Origin of the sequence: Streptomyces sp. NPDC048473 (genome assembly GCF_043200155.1) — a bacterium.
Lineage (GTDB): Bacteria > Actinomycetota > Actinomycetes > Streptomycetales > Streptomycetaceae > Streptomyces.
Genome location: NZ_JBICXE010000011.1, coordinates 1 through 18,113 on the forward strand (window position 1 = coordinate 1; position 18,113 = coordinate 18,113).

Annotated in this window: 15 protein-coding genes and 1 pseudogene; 10 read left to right on the forward strand and 6 right to left on the reverse strand. The window is 70.3% G+C overall.

The window, feature by feature from the left end; translation table 11 throughout:
- The 3 genes and pseudogenes from ACGFU7_RS19670 to ACGFU7_RS19680 form a co-directional block, all read left to right on the forward strand.
- Window positions 1-324: pseudogene (locus tag ACGFU7_RS19670) on the forward strand (ketol-acid reductoisomerase); the annotation flags it as partial.
- Between the two features lie 274 nt (window positions 325-598).
- Window positions 599-2,191 carry a phosphoglycerate dehydrogenase gene (serA, locus tag ACGFU7_RS19675; protein ID WP_393697289.1) on the forward strand — a complete coding sequence of 531 codons (1,593 nt, stop codon included), beginning with the start codon at window positions 599-601 and terminating at the stop codon, window positions 2,189-2,191.
- Between the two features lie 77 nt (window positions 2,192-2,268).
- On the forward strand, window positions 2,269-2,856 hold the full coding sequence (locus tag ACGFU7_RS19680; RefSeq protein WP_393697290.1) for a TetR/AcrR family transcriptional regulator: 588 nt from the start codon (window positions 2,269-2,271) through the stop codon (window positions 2,854-2,856).
- 78 nt (window positions 2,857-2,934) lie between these two features.
- Here the strand turns inward: ACGFU7_RS19680 and ACGFU7_RS19685 are convergent, their stop codons facing one another.
- Window positions 2,935-4,077, reverse strand: a complete 1,143-nt coding sequence (locus ACGFU7_RS19685; RefSeq protein WP_393697291.1) for a PucR family transcriptional regulator — start codon at window positions 4,075-4,077, stop codon at window positions 2,935-2,937.
- 179 nt (window positions 4,078-4,256) lie between these two features.
- Between ACGFU7_RS19685 and ACGFU7_RS19690 the strand changes: the two genes are divergently transcribed.
- Window positions 4,257-5,183: a proline dehydrogenase family protein gene (locus tag ACGFU7_RS19690; RefSeq protein ID WP_393697292.1), complete on the forward strand. Its 927-nt coding sequence runs from the start codon at window positions 4,257-4,259 to the stop codon at window positions 5,181-5,183.
- A gap of 47 nt (window positions 5,184-5,230) precedes the next feature.
- Window positions 5,231-6,862, forward strand: coding sequence for an L-glutamate gamma-semialdehyde dehydrogenase (gene pruA / locus ACGFU7_RS19695; protein ID WP_393697293.1), 1,632 nt, complete (start codon window positions 5,231-5,233; stop codon window positions 6,860-6,862).
- 334 nt (window positions 6,863-7,196) lie between these two features.
- Here the strand turns inward: pruA and ACGFU7_RS19700 are convergent, their stop codons facing one another.
- From ACGFU7_RS19700 to ACGFU7_RS19715, 4 genes are all read right to left on the reverse strand, one after another.
- Window positions 7,197-9,101, reverse strand: a complete 1,905-nt coding sequence (locus ACGFU7_RS19700; RefSeq protein ID WP_393697294.1) for a glycoside hydrolase family 97 catalytic domain-containing protein — start codon at window positions 9,099-9,101, stop codon at window positions 7,197-7,199.
- Between the two features lie 167 nt (window positions 9,102-9,268).
- A complete protein-coding gene (locus ACGFU7_RS19705; protein WP_393697295.1) occupies window positions 9,269-10,477 on the reverse strand; it encodes a lysophospholipid acyltransferase family protein in 1,209 nt (402 codons plus the stop codon).
- Entirely contained in the window at window positions 10,474-11,334 is an 861-nt protein-coding gene (locus ACGFU7_RS19710; protein WP_393697296.1) for a phosphatidate cytidylyltransferase, read from the reverse strand. Before ACGFU7_RS19710 ends, ACGFU7_RS19705 begins: the two co-directional genes overlap by 4 nt.
- A complete protein-coding gene (locus ACGFU7_RS19715; protein WP_393697297.1) occupies window positions 11,331-11,903 on the reverse strand; it encodes a CDP-alcohol phosphatidyltransferase family protein in 573 nt (190 codons plus the stop codon). Before ACGFU7_RS19715 ends, ACGFU7_RS19710 begins: the two co-directional genes overlap by 4 nt.
- A gap of 100 nt (window positions 11,904-12,003) precedes the next feature.
- Between ACGFU7_RS19715 and ACGFU7_RS19720 the strand changes: the two genes are divergently transcribed.
- From ACGFU7_RS19720 to ACGFU7_RS19730, 3 genes are all read left to right on the forward strand, one after another.
- A complete protein-coding gene (locus tag ACGFU7_RS19720) occupies window positions 12,004-12,549 on the forward strand; it encodes a GNAT family N-acetyltransferase (RefSeq protein WP_393697298.1) in 546 nt (181 codons plus the stop codon).
- A 25-nt stretch (window positions 12,550-12,574) separates the two neighbouring features.
- Window positions 12,575-13,441 carry a LysR family transcriptional regulator gene (locus tag ACGFU7_RS19725; RefSeq protein ID WP_393697299.1) on the forward strand — a complete coding sequence of 289 codons (867 nt, stop codon included), beginning with the start codon at window positions 12,575-12,577 and terminating at the stop codon, window positions 13,439-13,441.
- Between the two features lie 184 nt (window positions 13,442-13,625).
- Window positions 13,626-13,754: a hypothetical protein gene (locus ACGFU7_RS19730; RefSeq protein WP_383924246.1), complete on the forward strand. Its 129-nt coding sequence runs from the start codon at window positions 13,626-13,628 to the stop codon at window positions 13,752-13,754.
- Between the two features lie 99 nt (window positions 13,755-13,853).
- Here the strand turns inward: ACGFU7_RS19730 and ACGFU7_RS19735 are convergent, their stop codons facing one another.
- Window positions 13,854-15,428 (reverse strand): purple acid phosphatase family protein, encoded by a 1,575-nt coding sequence (locus tag ACGFU7_RS19735; RefSeq protein WP_393697300.1) that lies wholly within the window; start codon window positions 15,426-15,428, stop codon window positions 13,854-13,856.
- A 129-nt stretch (window positions 15,429-15,557) separates the two neighbouring features.
- On the opposite strand from ACGFU7_RS19735, the gene ACGFU7_RS19740 reads away from it, so the two are divergent.
- Both ACGFU7_RS19740 and ACGFU7_RS19745 read left to right on the forward strand, forming a co-directional pair.
- Window positions 15,558-16,601 carry a 3-isopropylmalate dehydrogenase gene (locus ACGFU7_RS19740; protein WP_393697301.1) on the forward strand — a complete coding sequence of 348 codons (1,044 nt, stop codon included), beginning with the start codon at window positions 15,558-15,560 and terminating at the stop codon, window positions 16,599-16,601.
- A 240-nt stretch (window positions 16,602-16,841) separates the two neighbouring features.
- Window positions 16,842-17,930, forward strand: a complete 1,089-nt coding sequence (locus ACGFU7_RS19745) for a branched-chain amino acid aminotransferase (RefSeq protein ID WP_393697302.1) — start codon at window positions 16,842-16,844, stop codon at window positions 17,928-17,930.
- Window positions 17,931-18,113 lie beyond the last annotated feature (183 nt).

Sequence of the window (18,113 nt, forward strand, 5' to 3'; positions counted from 1 at the left end):
GAGTGCCTGCACGAGCTGAAGCTCATCGTGGACCTCATGTACGAGGGCGGCCTGGAGAAGATGCGCTGGTCCATCTCGGAGACCGCCGAGTGGGGTGACTACATCACCGGCCCGCGGATCATCACGGACGCCACCAAGGCCGAGATGAAGAAGGTCCTCGCGGAGATCCAGGACGGCACCTTCGCCAAGAACTGGATGGCCGAGTACCACAGCGGTCTGCCCAAGTACAACGAGTACAAGAAGGCGGACAGCGACCACCTCCTGGAGACCACCGGCCGTGAGCTGCGCAAGCTCATGAGCTGGGTCAACGACGAGGACGCGTAACTCATTCGCCCCGGGGGCGGGTCTCCTGACCCGCCCCCGCGGCGTTCCCCCTGCTTCACCGCTGGAAGAGGCGGCGTCGTACGTGTGTACAAGTCGTCCACCCCCGTGTGGGTGATCCTTCCATCGGGGCGCAGTATGCGTCCTGGCGCATGACTACACTTCTCCACACATACACGCGTCAGGCCCACAGTGTCGTGCGTCTTCCACGCGGCAAGCCCCTCCACCGCCTGCGGCCGTCGGGACGGCCGTCCGCACTGGACTTGTGAGGACTCACGTGAGCTCGAAACCTGTCGTACTCATCGCTGAAGAGCTGTCGCCTGCCACGGTTGACGCCCTGGGTCCGGATTTCGAAATCCGGCACTGCAACGGCGCGGACCGCGCCGAGCTCCTCCCCGCGATCACCGATGTCGACGCCATCCTGGTGCGCTCCGCCACCAAGGTCGACGCCGAAGCCATCGCCGCCGCGAAGAAGCTGAAGGTCGTCGCCCGCGCGGGCGTCGGTCTGGACAATGTCGACGTCTCCGCCGCCACCAAGGCCGGCGTGATGGTCGTCAACGCACCGACCTCCAACATCGTGACCGCCGCCGAGCTGGCCTGCGGTCTGCTGGTCGCCACCGCGCGCAACATCCCGCAGGCCAACACCGCCCTCAAGAACGGCGAGTGGAAGCGCTCCAAGTACACCGGCGTCGAGCTGAGCGAGAAGACCCTCGGCGTCGTCGGCCTCGGCCGCATCGGCGTCCTGGTCGCGCAGCGCATGTCGGCCTTCGGCATGAAGATCGTCGCGTACGACCCCTACGTGCAGCCCGCGCGCGCCGCCCAGATGGGCGTCAAGCTCCTCACGCTGGACGAACTGCTCGAAGTCGCCGACTTCATCACCGTGCACCTGCCCAAGACCCCCGAGACGCTGGGTCTGATCGGCGACGAGGCGCTGCACAAGGTGAAGCCCTCGGTGCGCATCGTCAACGCCGCGCGCGGTGGCATCGTCGACGAGGAGGCGCTCGCCTCCGCCCTCAAGGAGGGCCGGGTCGCCGGCGCCGGTCTCGACGTGTACACGAAGGAGCCCTGCACGGACTCCCCGCTCTTCGAGTTCGACCAGGTCGTCTGCACCCCGCACCTCGGCGCCTCCACCGACGAGGCCCAGGAGAAGGCGGGCATCGCGGTCGCCAAGTCCGTGCGCCTCGCCCTCGCCGGTGAGCTCGTGCCGGACGCGGTCAACGTCCAGGGCGGCGTCATCGCCGAGGACGTACGTCCGGGCCTGCCGCTCGCCGAGAAGCTCGGCCGTATCTTCACCGCGCTCGCGGGCGAGGTCGCGGCCCGCCTCGACGTCGAGGTGTACGGCGAGATCACCCAGCACGACGTCAAGGTGCTCGAACTCTCCGCGCTCAAGGGCGTCTTCGAGGACGTCGTCGACGAGACGGTGTCCTACGTCAACGCCCCGCTCTTCGCGCAGGAGCGCGGTGTCGAGGTCCGCCTCACCACCAGCTCCGAGTCGCCGGACCACCGCAACGTGGTCACCGTCCGCGGCACGCTCGCGAACGGTGAGGAGGTCGCGGTCTCCGGCACGCTGGCCGGACCCAAGCACCTTCAGAAGATCGTCGCCGTCGGCGAGTACGACGTGGACCTGGCGCTGGCCGACCACATGGTGGTGCTGCGTTACGAGGACCGCCCCGGTGTCGTCGGTACCGTCGGCCAGATCCTCGGCGAGGCCGGTCTGAACATCGCGGGCATGCAGGTCTCGCGGACGGACGCGGGCGGCGAGGCGCTGGTCGTGCTCACCGTCGACGACGACGTCCCGGCGTCGGTGCTCGCCGAGATCTCGACGGAGATCGGTGCCGCATCGGCCCGTACGGTGAACCTGACCGACTGACGGCTTCGAAGCCCCGCGTACCCGGCATCTAGACGTGCGTCTTACACAAACGTCTGCGTGCCGGGTACGCTGCTTTCATGGGACACCGTGAGGATCTGCTCGAAGGCGCCAAGCGCTGCCTGCTGGAGAAGGGATATGCCAGGACGACGGCACGCGACATCGTGGCCGCCTCCGGTACGAACCTCGCCTCCATCGGCTACCACTACGGCTCCAAGGAGGCCCTGCTCAACATCGCCTTCCTCAGGGTGACGGAGGAGTGGGGCGATTTGCTCACTGAGCAGCCGGACAGGGCCGGGGATGACGACGGTGCGCCCCGGTCGCCGCTCGACCAGTTTCGCGACACCTGGGAGCGGGTGATCGACAGCTACGGGCGGACCCGGTCCGTCTGGCAGCTCCAGATGGAGGTCGTCTCCCGGATCGACCAGGACCCGGAGCTGCAGAAGACCCTGGCGGGCCTGCAGCGCGAGGGGCGTGACGGGCTCGCCGAGAACATGCTCGGCATTGACCCGGAGGCGGACCCGGAGAAGGCGCGAGTGGCCGGGCTGTTCTGTCAGGCGCTGCTCGCGGGTGTGATGGTGCAGTGGCTGATGGACAGTGAATCGGCGCCGTCCGCACAGGATCTGATGGAGGGTCTGAAGACGGTGCTCGATGGGCGGGTGCGGTAGGAGGAGGCATGGAGTGCCTGGAGCCGGCGTCCCGGCGCGACGGTTCCGTCCTCGAACGCCGGACGGGCCGATGGGGGCTCAGAGCCGTGCGCCCTTGAGCGCCATGTGCAGCAGCAGCCGGTCCTCGCCGTCGTTCAGATCGAGGCCGGTGAGCTGCTGGACCCGGGAGAGCCGGTAGTAGAGCGTCTGGCGGTGGATGCCGAGTGCGGCGGCCGTCCGGGATGCCTGGCCCGCGGAGTCGAGGAACACCTCGGCGGTGTGGGCCAGATCCTTGTGCAGCGGGGTGAGCAGGGTACGGACCGCGGGGTCCGCGGCCGCCCCCGCGGGGAGCGCGGTCAACAGCCGGTACGGGCCGATCGCCGACCAGTTCGCGACCGGGCCGAAGCGGGACTCGGCCGCTGCCGCGCGGGCCGCGGCCGACGCCTCGCGCCAGGCCTCGGCCAGGTCCGCCAGGCCGCGGCGGGGCACAGCGAACCCGGCGGTGGCGTCCCGGGGCGCGGTGGAACGCAGCCGGTCCGCGGCGGTGAGCGCCGGGTCCAGGACATCGGTGGAGCGCAGCCGGACCAGAGCGGCCAGCGAGGGGGGCCCGGTGGCCCCCGGGGCCGGGACCGAGGTCAGTGCCGATGCCGACGACACCGTACGGACCGACGGCGGATCGTCGGTCCACGGGGTCACGCACACCACCGTGTGCAGGCCCTCCGCGTCCCGGCCCAGTGCCTCGTGCAGCGCGGCCACCGCCATGTCGCGCTGCCAGCCCCGCCCGGCGGTGAGGACCGCACCGAACTCCCGGGACAGATCCGTGCCCGCCCGCGCCTCGTCGTAGAGCAGCCCCCCGATCCGGGCCGCCACCTCCATCGCCGCCTTCAGCTGCTCGTCGGTCGGCCCGGGGTCCGCGTCGAGCAGCCATACGTAACCGAGCGCGACACCCCGATGGCGTACCGGCAGACAGATGCGGCCCCGGAACACCCCGGCCTCCGGGGCGGCCGGAATGCGGACCGGGCCGGTGGCGCGGGTGATGCCGAAGCCCTCGAACCAGGCGCGGACCGCGGGCGTGGAGCGCCTGGTCAGGATCGAACGGGTGCGGACCGGGTCCATCGCCGTGTCGTCGTCGCTGTCGTGGGCGCCGAAGGCGACCAGGCCGAAGTCCCGGTTCTCCAGCGTCGCGGGGGCTCCGAGCAGCCCGGAGATCTCGTCGACCAGCTCCTGGTAATCGCCCTTCACACGGCCATTCTCGCACCCCTTCAGACATATGTCTGAGATCCCGGGAATGGATGCGTGACAGCTGTCGATGGCACACCATCGGAGGGATCCTTAGATTTCACGGTGGTTCTCCGTGCTGTACCGCTCTGTTCCTTATCTGCCGGTACGGCCTTCGTTCGTACTTTCCGTGGAGGTGCCCCGTGCTGGGTCCCGTGATTCTCGCCGCGTCCCGCAGCGACAAGATGCGCCGTTTCATCTCGGCCGCACCTGGCACCAAGCAGGTCGTCGACCGGTTCATCGCCGGTGAGACCGTCGAGCAGGTCGTCCCGATCATCGAGGACGCCGCCGACAAGGGCCTCGAAGTCACCCTCGACGTGGTGGGCGAGGACATCACCACCCCCGAGCAGGCCGCCGCCGCCCGCGACGCCTACCTTGAGCTGACCGAGCGCCTCAAGGACCTGGGCCTGGGCACCAAGGCCGAGATGTCCATCAAGCTCTCCATGTTCGGCCAGGCGCTGGACGGGGGCCATGAGCTGGCGCTCGCCAACGTCCGCCCGGTCGTCGAGGCCGCCGCCGCGATCGGCACCACGGTCACGCTGGACGCCGAGGACCACACCACCCTCGACTCGATGTTCGCCATCCACGAGGAGCTGCGGAAGGACTTCCCGCAGACCGGCTGTGTGATCCAGGCGTACCTGTTCCGCACCGAGGGGGACGCCCGCCGCCTGGCCGACGCCGGCAGCCGCGTCCGCATCGTGAAGGGCGCCTACAAGGAGCCCGCCTCCGTCGCGTACCAGGACAAGGCCGAGATCGACAAGGCGTACGTCCGCATCCTGAAGACCCTGATGGAGGGCGAGGGCTACCCGATGATCGGGTCGCACGACCCGCGTCTGATCGCCATCGCCCAGGAGCTGGCCCGGAAGGCCGGGCGCAAGCTGGACGAGTACGAGTTCCAGATGCTGTACGGCATCCGCAGCGACGAGCACATCCGGCTCGCGGCCGAGGGCCACCGGATGCGCGTGTACACCGCGTACGGCACCGACTGGTACGGCTACTTCATGCGCCGTCTCGCGGAGAAGCCGGCGAACCTGCTGTTCTTCGGCCGCTCCATCCTCACCAAGGGCTGACCTGCCCGGCTGACCCCCACCCCCTGACACAAGGAGACAAGGCACTCATGGACGCTGTTACTCAGGTCCCCGCGCCGGTCAACGAGCCGGTCCACTCCTACGCCCCGGGTTCCCCCGAGCGCGCCCGCCTGGAGGCGAAGCTCAAGGAGCTCAGCCAGAACCCGATCGACCTTCCGATGACCATCGGTGGCGAGAAGCGGATGGGCGGCGGCGAGCGCTTCGACGTCGTACAGCCGCACAACCACAAGGCCGTCATCGGTACGTTCGCCGGCGCCACGCAGCAGGACGCCCAGGACGCGATCGACGCCGCGCTGGCCGCCGCCCCGGCCTGGCGCGCGATGTCCTTCGACGACCGCGCCGCGATCATCCTGCGCGCCGCCGAGCTGCTCTCCGGCCCCTGGCGCGAGACGCTGGCCGCGTCCACGATGCTCGGCCAGTCGAAGACCGCCCAGCAGGCCGAGATCGACACCCCCTGTGAGCTCGTCGACTTCTGGCGCTTCAACGTGCACTACGCGCGCCAGATCCTGGCCGAGCAGCCCCCGGCCAACTCGCCGGGCGTGTGGAACCGCATGGACCACCGCCCGCTGGAGGGCTTCGTCTACGCGATCACGCCGTTCAACTTCACGGCCATCGCGGGCAACCTGCCCACCGCCCCCGCCCTCATGGGCAACGTCGTGGTGTGGAAGCCGTCCCCGACGCAGACCCACGCCGCCGTGCTGCTGATGCAGCTCCTGGAAGAGGCGGGTCTGCCCAAGGGCGTCATCAACCTGGTGACCGGTGACGGCATCGCCGTCTCCGAGGTGGCCCTGAACCACCGCGACCTGGCCGGTATCCACTTCACCGGTTCGACCCCCACCTTCCAGCACCTGTGGAAGACGGTCGGCAACAACATCGCCAACTACCGCACCTACCCGCGGCTCGTCGGCGAGACCGGCGGCAAGGACTTCGTCGTCGCCCACCCGTCGGCCGACCACGCCGTCCTGAAGACCGCGCTGACCCGCGGCTCCTTCGAGTACCAGGGCCAGAAGTGCTCGGCGTCCTCCCGTGCGTACGTCCCGGCCTCCATCTGGAACTCCGGTTTCAAGGAGAAGTTCGCGGCCGAGGTCGACTCCATCACCATGGGTGACGTCACCGACCTGTCGAACTTCATCGGCGCCGTCATCGACGAGCGCTCGTTCGCCAAGAACAAGGCCGCGATCGACCGCGCCAAGTCCGACCCGACCTGCACGATCGTCGCGGGCGGTACGTACGACGACTCGGTGGGCTACTTCGTCCGCCCGACGGTCATCGAGTGCAGCGACCCGGCCAACGAGGTCTTCACGACCGAGTACTTCGGCCCGATCCTCGCCGTGCACGTCTACGAGGACGACAAGTACGACGCCATGCTGGAGCAGATGGAGTCGGCCTCCGACTACGCGCTGACCGGTGCGGTCATCTCCCACGACCGCGCGGCGGCCGCGCACACGATGGAGAAGCTGCGGTACGCCGCGGGCAACTTCTACATCAACGACAAGTCGACCGGTGCCGTCGTCGGCCAGCAGCCCTTCGGTGGCGGCCGTGCCTCGGGTACGAACGACAAGGCGGGCGCCCCGCAGAACCTGCAGCGCTGGACCCTGACCCGGGCCATCAAGGAGACGCTGGTTCCGCCGACCGACTACACCTACCCCCACCAGGGCTGACGCCCCCCGGGGCGCCGCATCCCCGGCGCCCCGCCATGATTTCCGCCTCCCGCCCGGTTCCCCTGCCGGCCGGGAGGCGGATTCCATTCCGGGGCCGCCTCTCAGCACAGGAACCGCCTCACCACCGCGTCGCCCGCTCCTGTGGCCGGCCCGTAGAAGTCCAGCACCTGCCGGTAGTGGTGGGTGAAGACATCGCAGACCTCGGGCTCCGGCCGGCCCCAGTGCGCGCCGACGCCCCCGGCGGCCGCGCGCCACAGCTCGTCGAACGGATGGGTGCGGAGGAACTCCGCCGCGTGAGGCCGTTCGTAAGACGGTCCGGTCCGCGCGGCAGGCTTCAGCGGTCGCAGGACGTGCGGCCCGGGGACCAGCGGCAGGCCACCGCGGCGAAGCCGCCGTCGGAAACCACATCCACCGACAGGGAGTCGCCGCCCTGCACGGTGCGGGCCGTGCGCACCAGCCCCGTCGGCCCGTCCGTCACCGTCTCGACCAGCCACCGTCCGGCCCCGATCCGCAGCGGCACCTCGGCGGTGTGCGCCGTGCCCGCGTACGTACCGCCGATGAACCAGCGGCTGCCGTTGCGGCGGGCCAGGACCGCGCTGCTCCCGGGCTCACCGGCCAGCAGCCGGGTGTCGTCCCAGGCGTCCGGCAGCTGCTCCAGGAAGTGCCGGGCCACCGGGCGGGCTTCGTAGGACTCGGGGGTGCCGGCCAGGTTCTGGACCCCGGACTCGTACAGCACCGACAGGCCCAGCTCACCCGCGTCGGACGCGGCGTTGGGCCGGTTCGGGCGTTGGAAGGCGCCGGGGGTGAAGTCCATGGAGCCGATCACGTTCCGGGTGAACGGGAGCGTGGTCAGATGCTGGGCGGTGTTCGTCTTCTTCTCCTCGCCGTTGACGCCCTCCAGCGACATCACGTGCGGCCAGGTGCGCTGGATGCCCTTGGGGATCGTGGAGCCGTGGAAGTTGACCAGGAGGTGGTGGGCCGCCGTCTCGGGGAGGATCTTGTCGTACCACTGGAACGTCTCCTGCGCCTCCGAGTCCATGAAGTCGATCTTCACCCCCTTGACGCCCCACTTCTCCAGCGTGGGCAGCCACTGGGCGCGCTCCTCGGCGGTGTCCAGGTCGCGGTGATGGATCCAGACCTGGATTCCGACGCCGCGCTCCCTGCCGTAGCGCACCAGTTCCGGAATCCAGCTGTGGGACTGCCAGCCGGGGTCGGTGACGTCCCACTGGTCCGGGTCGAAGTACCAGCCCGCGTCGACGACGGTGTACGGCCAGTGGCGGGCGGCCGCGTAGTCCACGTACCCCTTCTGCATCTCCAGGCTCTGGCCTGCCGGACGCCCGCCCGCCAGCCAGGTCCACAGGGCCCGGCCCGGCTTGATCCAGGAGGTGTCGCGGACCTTGGAGGCCGGGGCGAGATCGTCCGTGAAGGTGGACTCGGTGACGGTTGCCAGATCGCCGGTGACCACGGCGCGCCACGGCGTGGTGAGCGCGCCCTTCACCTGGATCTGCTCGTCCCAGAGCTTGACGCGGTAGGTGGGGGAGCCCGCGTCATGGACCAGACGGGCCCCGGAGTAGCTGCCGGTGAGGTCGGACTCGGCGATCAGGGCGTAGCCGCCTCCGGTACGGAACAGCCCCTGCATCATGTACTCACCGGCCGGGGCGCCCGCGGCCAAGTACGCGTTGAAGAGGTTCTCGTTGTCCTTGCGGTAGTTGCCGAGCCAGGCGGACGCACCCTCGGGCAGGGTGAACGCGGAAGCCTCGCGCAGGACGTTGCCCGTGTCACCGGGCAGGATGTAGCGGTAGGCGACACCGTCGGCGGAGGCCCGGACGAGCAGATCGAGCCGGGCGCCCGCGGCGGTACGGAACCGGAAGCGCGATTCACGCATGTGGACGGTGCGGCTCCGGGTCTTGCCCGCGCTCGTGCGGTAGTGCTCGTCGACCGAACGGTCGCTGCGGCCGAGGAACCCCAGCCCCGAGGTGAGGTCGGCCTGCTCTGTCACGATCCCCACGGGTGACGGGGCGATGACCGTACCGCCTTCGCGGGACACCGTCAGGCTCAGTGATCCGGTCACCCGGTCGAGCCGCAGCTCCGCGCGGGGCCCGTCGGGCTTGTCCCGTACCGTCCAGGCGCTCTCCTCGGCGCGCGCGCCGGCCGCCGTCAGCAGCGTCGACGCGAGCGCGCCGCACAGGACCACCGACAGCGTTCCGATGCGGGTTTTCCATGGCTTGTGCAGTGACACGATTTCTCCCAGTCCGCAGGCTCATCGTTCACAGACCTGACCATTGGTCCGATGACTGGGAGAATGGAGGTGGACTGAGAGGGCGTCAAGGTCTCTGACGGCAAATACATCGGGTCAGTAAAAGGGAGGAGGGGGAAGCCGTCCCGGATCTCCTGCTGTGTCCCCGTTCAGCTCCAGCCGTGCACGATCAGCGAGAGCCCGACCGTGAAGCCGCCGCCCAGCAGGACCAGACAGCGGCCGTAGTGACGGCGGTGACGGCGCATCAGCAGTCCGAAGGCGGCGAAGCCGAGCCCCACCGTGAGCGTCCGGGAGCCGCGCGCCGTCGCCGATGCGGTGAGCCAGTCGAGCGTGGGGACCCCGGCGCGGCCCGCCTCGGCGCCGTACACCTTGAAGGGGATGCCGTTCCACGGCTGGTGACGCACCGCGGACGCGCCCTGAAGGACCAGTTCGCTGCGGACCTCGGCGCGCATCCGGTCCGTGGTCAGCGGTGCGGGCAACTGCACTCCTGCCGAGGCCAGTTGGAGGGCGAGCAGACCGCCGGCCAGACTGCCGGCCAGGGCGCCCAGCGACATCTTCAGCGCCGCCCGCGGCACCGCCACACAGACCGTGCCCAGCAGCAGCTCCGGCATCAACGGCCAGCTCAGCGCCTCCGCCAGCGCCCAGACGAACGCCAGCGGCACGCCCCAGTGCGAGGTGACGACCGACGCCACCCGGCGCCGCGTCGCGGAGTCCCTCAGCGGCTCGGCGACCGTACGCGCGTGCAGCGCCACCACCGCGTCGCGGGCCTCCTGGGGCGTGACCGCCGACGGCAGCGGGTCACCGATCGACACGCGCACCAGCGCCGAGCGCAGCCGGCCGTGCTTGGGCAGCAGCCGGTCCGTGCCCGCGATCCCCACCGGCACGACCGGGACGCCCGCCTGCTCGGCGAGGACCAGCGCGCCCCGGTGGAAGGAGCCCAGCTCGCCGTCCCTGCCCCGGGTGCCCTCCGGGAACAGGACGACGGCGCGGCCGGACCGCAGCTCGTCCGCCATGGACAGCAGGTCGTCCATGCCACCGCCGCTGCGCCGCACCGGGAACCCGGCCGCGAGCCTGCGGCAGATCCGGCGCCGCCACGGCGAGGCGAACCAGTAGTCGGCCGCCGCGCCGATCGCCGGGGTGTGCCGGGCGTCGAGCGCGGCGAGGAGCGCAGCCGTGTCCGCGTGCGAGGAGTGGTTGGCGACGACGACACAGCCGCCACGCGGCAGCCGGCCGCGCCGCTCCACCCCACCGGTGAGGCTGAGGACGCCCCACCACAGTCCGCGCCGGAGCGCGGCGGTGAACCGGGAGCGCACGGGCAGCGCGACCCGGTCACGGATACGCGGGAGTGTGGAGGTCATGTCGTCACCATCGCCAGGAGAAGGGCCACCAGCAGGGAGTCGATCCGGTCGAGGAGGCCGCCGAAGCCGGGCAGCCAACTGCCCGCGTCCTTCACCCCCGACTCGCGCTTGACCATCGATTCGAGCAGGTCGCCGAGGACACAGCCGCCGAGCACCGCAGCCCACAGAGGGAGGGTGAACTCGCCGAGTACGAGCAGGAGCACGGCCGTTGCCGCCGCCGCGCCGAGCACGCCCGCCCAGGTCTTGTTGGGGGAGAGCGGCGACAGCGGCCGGGCGAGCGGGCCGCGGCGGCCAAGTGCCGTACCGCCGCACCAGGCGCCGACATCGCCGAGTGCCACCGCGAGCCCCACCGCGACACCCGTATTGCCGAGCGTCACCAGACCGGTCAGCGCGACCGGGATCCACAGCAGCCCGAAGGCGGTACGGGCGGTGCGGGTGAACCCCGCCCGGTCGTCCCCGGTCAGCACCGGGGGAAGCGCGGCCGCGACCAGCAGCAGCGCCGCCGCCCGTACGTCGAGGACCTGCGGCGCGAGCCACGCCAGCGCCGGGAGTGCGACCGCCGCCACCGCCAGCACCGCGTGATCGCCGCGCTTCAGGCCCGCCATCCGTGCGAACTCGCTCACCGCGATCACCCCGAGCCCCGCGGCCAGCGCGAACGTCCCGCCGCCGCCCAGGAAGTACGCCCCCAGGAAGACCGGTGCGACCAGCGCCCAGGTCCGCCACCGCTTGCGCAGCTCGGCCCGCATCCGGACCTTCGACGGCAGTACGGCGACGGCGACACCGCCCGCCCCCAGCACCCCCGCGACCAGCGGCACGGCCCGTGCCGCCGCCTCCTCGGCGATCAGTACGGCGCTCATGCCAGCTCCCGCCACAGCCCGGCCAGCCGGAGCGCGGCGGTGAGCAGCGAACCGGCGGCGATCACGATCAGGACGGGTACGGCCCAGCCGCTCGCCGCGGCGACCACGACCAGCAGACAGCGCTCGGTCTTGCCGACCGGGCCGCCGTTGCGCCGGGGCGCGCCCGCCGCCGCTCCGGCCAGCGACACCCAGGACGGCAGCGTCGCCGCGAGCCCGGCCGTCGTCACCAGCCACAGCGGCGCGAGCGCCAGGAAGCCGGCCAGCACGACCAGATCCGCGACCCGGTCGCCGAGTTCGTTGAGTACCGCGCCGCGCCTGGTCGTCCGGCCCGTGTCGCGGGCCAGCGCGCCGTCCAGGTTGGCGAAGGCGAGCCGGGCCGAGAGCAGCACGGCGACCGGCAGGACGGCGAGACCGGTGGGCAGCCAGGCCAGTGCGGCGGCGGCACCGGCCGCCGAGACCACGCCGGCCACGGTGAGGGTGTCGGGCGACACCTCACGGCGGACCAGCGAGGCGCGGACACCGGAGAGCCGGTCCGCGTACCAGGGCTTCAGTGCGTAGAGGCCGTTCATGGGCCCAACTGTCCTTCTGCACACCAAACTTCGACACGTGGAAGGTACTCAAATGAATACTGAGTACCTGGTGGCGGAGGTGCCTGGGAGGCTGGGTGACATGACTGAGCCGTCGTTGCACATCGCGCACACCTACGAGCTGGCCCCGGCCGCCGGCGACGAGATCCGTGCCTTCCTCGACACCGCCTTCGAGGGAGACTTCAGCGACGAGGACTGGGAGCACACGCTGGGCGGCATCCACGCGTACATACACGACAGCGGCGGGCTCCTCGCGCACGGGAGCGTCGTCCAGCGCCGGGTGATCCACGCGCACCGTTCGTACCGCACCGGCTATGTCGAGGCGGTGGCCGTCCGCGCCGACCGGCGCCGCGAGGGGCTCGGCGGCCGGGTGATGGGAGCGCTGGAGCGGGTCATCGACGGGGCGTACGCGTTCGGGGCACTGTCCGCCTCCGACGCCGGAGCCGCGCTCTATGCGGGGCGCGGGTGGGAGGTGTGGCAGGGGCGGATCGGTGCGGTGGGGCTGAGCGGGGTGGAGCAGCTGCCGGACGAGGAGGGCAGTACGTTCGTCCGGGCAGCGGCCGGACGTCCGCTGCCCTCCCCGTCCCGGAAGCTGATCTTCGACTGGCGCGAGGGCGACGTGTTGTGAGGCGGCGTGCGGCCGGGGTCGTCCCATGACGCAGTCCGCTGTGTCCCACTCCGTGCGTACCAGCGAGCGCAAGATCGGGACGGTTCTCTTCGACCGTGGCCGGCAGGGTGCCAGGCCCACTCCGGCGGGCGAGAGCGCCGTCGCGCATGCCCGTCGCATTCTGCGGCTCCTTGAGCTGATGGGCGCCGAGGCGCGTGGCGCGGCGGCCGGGCCCGCCGGGGCCGGCAACGTGGCCGGGCCGCTGCGGATCGCCGCCTTCCGCAGTGCCGCGCTGCATCTGCTGCCGCCCGCACTGGACCGGCTCAGGGCCCGCCACCCGGGGATCGAACCGGTGGTGCGGATGGTGCGCGAGGTGGGCCGGGGCACGGCGGGCGAGGTCCTGGACGGGCGCGCCGATCTGGGGATCGCGACGATCGGGACGAGTTCCCCCGTACCGAAGGAGCTGGTCGGGGGAGTGCCGATGGAGGAGGAGTACGCGCTGGTGCACCCCGCCGGTCATCCGGCGCCGCGGACGCTCCCGCTGGTGGACTGGGCGGAGAGCTGCACCTCGTACACCCGCGACTGGTGGGCCGCGCAGGACTGGATCCCGCGGGCGACGGTCGAGGCCGGGGCCGAGGACGACGGAGCGGTGCTCTCGATGGTGTCCCGTGGTCTCGGCATGGCGATCATGCCGGAGCTGTCACTCGAAGGAGCACCGGACACGGTCCGGATCACGGCTCTCGGGCCGGAGCGGCCGACGCGTTCGGTCGGCTATGTCACCACCCCTGAGCAGGCAAAATCCCTCGCTGTCCGGGCCCTGATCCGGGAACTGAGGGCGGGCGGCCGTAAACCTCCGTCTCAGATAGTAGGAAGTCCGAGTAATTGTGGAGACAGACCGGCCGAGCTGTCCTAACTTTGTAGGAGCCGAACGTCTCGCTAGATCCAGCGACTGGCGGTCGTGAGTGCGCGCTCCTGTGCAGGCAACCCCTGCGGCGCCTGCTCCCCGCCCCTTCCGGCGCCTCGAAATCCCGATCTCGAAATCACGTTCACGATTTTTCGATCTCGAAATCCTCGCGATCTCAAGGAGTCGATCCACCATGACCGAGACGACTGTCCGCCGTGTCCGTCACACCCACCGCCCGACCGAGTCGGAGCGCCAGAATGCCGCCGCCGCTCTGCAGCGGGCCCTCGACCGCAGGGACAACGGCGGCTCCACGGGCCACTGAGAACGGCCACTGAGAACGGCCACTGAGAACGGCGTCCGAGAACGGCCACTGAGGCCGGTCGCCGGGGCCGGTCGGCAGGACCGGCCCGGCAAGCGTCGCTCAGCCGCGGCTGATCTCGAAGTGGTCGATGCGCTCGCCCGACTCGGCGAGTGCGGTGACCTTCATCCGGGCGTGCCGCCCGGGCTGTACCTCCACCGCCAGGAACGAGAAGCCGGTGTAGCGCACCCGCGACCACTCCACGGTCTCGGTCGTCTTCCCGCCGCCCTTGACCACGTGGTACGTGTCCACGCTGTCCTGGTCCTGTACGTGTCCCTCGTAGGTGTCCGGCGCCGGGAAGTCGTACAGCGCCTTGCCCGCGCCGCCTGCCGTGACGTACACGATGCCGTCCCGCGTCGGGTCGGTGCGCTCGCCGATCGGCACCTTGCGCTGGACCGCGTTCTTCAGGATCGCGTCCGTGCGCTCGTAGACGTGGTTGTGGCCGTTGATGACCAGGTCCACCTGGTGCTTCTCGAAGAGCGGCACCCACGCGTCGCGCACCCCGCCGTCCGAGGCGTGCGCGTTGGTCGTCGAGAAGGCGCAGTGGTGGAAGAAGACCACCAGGAAGTCGATGTCGTGACGGGCCCGCAGCTCACCGAGGCGCCGGTCCAGCCAGCGCGTCTGCCTGCCGTCGCTGATCCCGAAGTTGGCCGGGATCTCGTACGAGACGTCATTGGCGTCGAGGGCGACGACCCCCACATTGCCGTGCACGAACGAGTACGCACCGGGCTGGTTCACCGGGTCCGGACCGTTGTCGGGCAGCGTCCAGCGGGCGTTCTGGCCGCCGTAGCCGTCCGGCGAGTACCAGGCCTCCATGTCGTGGTTGCCGGTGGTCACCATCCACGGCACGGTCTTCGACACGGTCTCCGTCTGCGCCAGGAACTGGTCCCAGGTGCGGGCGTCGTAGGTGTCGGTGCTCTGCCCGGAGCCGGAGGGGTCGGCGTAGCAGATGTCGCCCGCGTGCAGGTGGAACGCCGGGTTCTGGCCCAGGATCAACTGGTCGTTGCCCAGCGCGTGGTAACTGACGCCCTGGTCGCCGAAGGCGGTGAAGGTGAAGGTCTCGGCGCGCGAGGGGGCGGTGGTGAAGGTGCCGAGCGTGCCCAGGTTGCGGGTGTCGGCGGGGTCGAAGCCGTCGTGGCCGACGCCGTAGTAGTACGTCGTGCCGGGCTGCAGCCGCTCCAGGCTCGCGTGTACGTAGAACTGCTCGGCGGCCGCGATCTTGCCCCCGTTCAGCTCGGGGGTGGTGAGGTGGCGTACCTCGGCGTCGATCCTGCGGCTCAGCGCCCACGGCTTGTGGCCGATCCGGATGTACGGCCGCTTCACGGCGAACGGGACCTGCCAGGAGACCGCCATCTGCGTCCTCGGGTCCGCCCCGTACGCCAGGTGCCGGCCGAACGGCGCAACCAGCGAACCGTCCACCTGGGTGGACGTGTGGCGCGAGGTGAGAACGGTCGGCGCGGCGTAGGCGGGCGAGGAGGCGAGAGAGGTGCCGAGACCGGCACCGGCGACGGCCGCGGTCGCCACGCTCGTACGGAGCACGCCACGCCGGGTCAGCCGGGTGCGCAGGTAATCGTGCTGCTCGGCCATGCTCATACGGCCGGCGAGCTTCTCGGGAATTCCGAAACGGGGGATGTCCATGGACGAGAACATCCACCCGCTGCCTGACGCCGTTCCGTCGAACGGGTGAACGGTACACGTACAGCTCCCCATGTGTCCGTATGGTGGACGTTACGTGTCATGGGGTGGGACGCACAGTAGGCTGCGGTCATGTCTCGCAGCATCAATCTCGCAGTGATCCCTGGTGACGGTATCGGCCAGGAGGTCGTGGCTCAGGGCCTCAAGGTCCTCAATGCTGTTCTCCCGCAGGATGTGAAGCTGGAGACCAAGGAATTCGACTTCGGCGCCAAGCGCTACCACGCGACCGGTGAGACCCTCACCGACGCGGATGTCGAGGCGCTCAAGCAGCACGACGCGATTCTGCTCGGCGCGATCGGTGACCCCTCGGTTCCGTCCGGCGTCCTGGAACGCGGCTTCCTGCTGAAGCTCCGTTTCCTCTTCGACCACCATGTGAACCTGCGGCCGTCGAAGCTCCTCCCGGGTGTCGCGACCCCGCTCAAGGGGCAGCCGGAGATCGACTTCGTCGTGGTCCGCGAGGGCACCGAGGGCCCGTACACCGGCAATGGCGGCTCGATCCGCACCGGCACCCCGCACGAGGTCGCCACCGAGGTCTCGGTCAACACCGCCTTCGGCGTCGAGCGTGTGGTCCGTGACGCCTTCGCCCGCGCCCAGGCCCGCCCGCGCAAGAAGCTGACGCTGGTCCACAAGAACAACGTGCTGGCCTATGCCGGGCACCTGTGGACCAACATCTTCAACAAGGTCGCGGCCGAGTTCCCGGACGTCACCACCGACTACCTGCACGTGGACGCGGCGACGATCTTCCTCGTCACGCAGCCCGAGCGCTTCGACGTGATCGTCACCGACAACCTCTTCGGCGACATCATCACCGACCTTGCCGCGGCCGTCTCCGGCGGCATCGGCGTCGCGGCCTCGGGCAACATCAATCCGAGCGGCGAGTTCCCCTCGATGTTCGAGCCGGTCCACGGCTCTGCCCCCGACATTGCGGGCCAGGGCAAGGCCGACCCGACCGCCGCGATTCTCTCCGTCGCCCTTCTGCTGCGTCACCTCGGCTACGAGGCCCAGGCCGTGCGCATCGAGGACGCCGTCTCCGCCGACCTCGCGGAGCGCGACGGGGCGACGTCTCGTACCACCGACGAGATCGGCGACGCGCTCGCGGTACGCGTAGCGAGCTGACCCGACGACTCCGTTTTCGAAGCCGCCGGGTCGCAACCGCACCCGGCGGCTTCTCCTGTGCAGTCCCGGGTGCCACCATCGACCACTGGACCGCTTTCACGTCATTTCGTGCACGGCCACCCGGGAGCGATAATCGAACGGGGCCGTGGCTTGTGCTGAAGCTCGGACGTCCTAGCACCTGTCTGACAGGAGCGGCGTGAGCGCGGTCCAACACATACAACCGGTGAAGGACACGCACTCATGACGACGCCCACGATCGAGCTCAAGCCCTCCTCGAACCCGCTGTCCGACGCGGAGCGCGAGGCGATCCTGGTCAAGCCCGGATTCGGCCGCCACTTCACCGATCACATGGTGACGATCAGGTGGACCGAAGGCCGCGGCTGGCACGATGCCCAGCTCGTCCCGTACGCCCCGCTGTCGATCGACCCCGCCAACATGACCCTGCACTACGGGCAGGAGATCTTCGAGGGCCTCAAGGCCTACCGCCAGCCCGACGGCTCGGTCGCCACGTTCCGCCCCGAGGCCAACGCCGAGCGCTTCCAGGCCTCCGCGCGCCGGCTCGCCATGCCGGAGCTGCCCGTCGAGACGTTCATCGCGGCCTGTGACGCGCTCGTCCAGCAGGACGAGGCATGGGTTCCGGCGCACGGCGGCGAGGAATCGCTCTACCTGCGCCCGTTCATGATCGCGGCCGAGGTCGGGCTCGGCGTGAAGCCCGCCAACGAGTACCTGTTCCTCGTGATCGCCTCGCCCGCCGGCGCGTACTTCCCCGGTGGCGTGAAGCCGGTCTCCATCTGGCTCTCCGAGGACCGGGTGCGCGCCGTCCCGGGTGGCATGGGTGACGCCAAGACCGGCGGCAACTACGCGGCGTCCCTCCTCGCCCAGGCCGAGGCTTCGGCGAAGGGCTGCGACCAGGTCGCCTACCTCGACGCGGTCGAGCACAAGTGGGTCGAGGAGCTCGGCGGGATGAACCTGTACTTCGTGTACGGGAACAAGATCATCACTCCGGCGCTGACCGGCTCCCTGCTCGCCGGCATCACCCGTGACTCGCTGCTCAAGGTCGCCCGCGACCTGGGCTACGAGTCCGAGGAGGGCCGCGTCTCCATCGACCAGTGGCGGGACGACACCGCGAACGGCACCCTCACCGAGGTCTTCGCCTGCGGCACCGCTGCCGTCATCACCCCCGTCGGCACCGTCAAGTCCGCGGGCGGCGAGTGGACCCAGAGCCAGGGCACGACCGGCGAGGTCACGCTGAAGCTGCGCGAGCGCCTGCTGGACATCCAGCGCGGCATCGCCGAGGACACCCACGACTGGATGCACCCGCTCGGCTAGTCAGCCCCCTGTTGTACGCGCGAAGGCCGCGCCCGGCTCCCTGCCGGGCGCGGCCTTCGTCGTCGTGTGCCCAGCGGCCGCGGCCACGTCTGTTCTTGGTTCCGAAAATCCAACGTGTTGAGGTGCGCGCACACAATCGGCCCGGTTCCCCGCCCCGGGCCTTTCGCCTCGGGGGGCGATCGG